We start from the raw sequence: 1,518 nt of genomic DNA, 5'->3' as shown, positions 1-1,518 counted from the left end.
TTTTAGCACGTTCAGATTAGTAAGATGAGTATAGCTCATAACGATTCCTCCTCAAAATGTTGGTGTGGTAACTACATTTTATACGAGGTCGTTATGGGTTTCTTTTATTTTGTCTTAAAGGTGTTGCGCTTAATCTTACAATTCATCATGTATTTTTAATAATTACGTAAACAATCTAATAAGCCCGTTAGTTCGACAGAATTCATTTTTTAAAGTTCTAATCTCTTTGATAATTTTCTATAATATAACGATTACTTAAAAAAGGAGAGGGAATTTTGTGGATTGATGGGGTTTTTTCTGGTGGAGGATTGAAAGGCTTTGCTTTGGTTGGAGCGTATCAAGTATTAGAAGCTGAAAATTTTCATTTTAAACGAGTTGCAGGAACAAGTGCTGGAGCAATTTTAGCTGCTTTTATTGCTGCTGGTTATAGTGGAAAGGAAATTGAATGTATACTTGAAGAGTTAGATGTACCTTCATTATTAGATCCTCGAAAAACATTTCTACCATTCCCGTTTATGAAATGGATAAATGTTTATAACCATTTAGGTTTGTATAAAGGGAAAGCATTAGAAAAATGGTTTTTTCAAAAATTAGCGGATAAGGGGGTTTATACTTTTTCGGATTTACCTAAAGGTTCATTAAAATTAGTAGCATCCGATTTATCAAATGGAAGAATTATTGTTTTACCAGATGATTTACACAAATATCAAATTGATGCCAATAATTTTTCTGTTGCTTGTGCATTACGTATGAGTTGTGGCATTCCATTCTTTTTTGAACCAGTCACATTGAAAACAGGAAGGGGGGAATCAGTCATTGTTGATGGAGGCGTACTAAGTAATTTCCCTTTATGGATATTTGATGACAAAGAAGGGCGTAAAAAGCGACCTGTACTTGGTCTTAAACTAAGTAGAAGTAGTGAAGAACAATGCCCACAAGAGATAAAGAATGGCTTGAATTTATTTGAAGCGTTATTTGCTACTATGAAAGGGGCTCATGATGAAAGATATATTTCAAGAAGACACGAAAGGGATATTGTTTTTATTCCAGTAGATGATTATAGTGCTACCCAATTTGATTTAAATGAAGAGACAAAGGAAACGTTGTTAGAGATAGGTAGAAATCGTACTATTCAATTTTTAAAAACTTGGCCGAGGTTTAGAATATAGGTTTTTTAAAAAAATAATAAAACTAGTTGACGTTTCAAAAACTAGATGTTATTATATAAAAGTTGCTGTTACAACATGTAACTAAGAAAAAATAAAAACAAAAAAGTGTTTGACATTATTTCAGAAACATGTTATTATATAAAAGTTAACTCTTTTAAAAACAGTTAGCGCAAATGAACCTTGAAAACTGAACAAGCAAAACGTAATCAATATAGTTTTTAATAGCTAACTTCGTTAGTGAACGAAACAAAATTTTGGACATCAAAATTGATGCCAGCAAAACAATTTGAGCTAATCAAATTTCTTTTATGGAGAGTTTGATCCTGGCTCAGGACGAACGCTGGCGGCG

At 32.1% G+C, this 1,518-nt stretch carries 1 protein-coding gene; it reads left to right on the top strand.

Annotated features, from left to right (window positions below):
• Nucleotides 1-275 precede the first annotated feature (275 nt).
• Nucleotides 276-1,169, top strand: coding sequence for a patatin-like phospholipase family protein (locus C9J37_RS27610; protein ID WP_024364927.1), 894 nt, complete (start codon nt 276-278; stop codon nt 1,167-1,169).
• The last annotated feature ends 349 nt before the right edge of the window (nt 1,170-1,518 follow it).

The sequence above is a fragment of the Lysinibacillus mangiferihumi genome (genome assembly GCF_003049665.1).
Lineage (GTDB): Bacteria > Bacillota > Bacilli > Bacillales_A > Planococcaceae > Lysinibacillus > Lysinibacillus mangiferihumi.
Note: the sequence above shows the minus strand (reverse complement) of the source record. Positions and strands in the feature narration are given on the sequence as shown.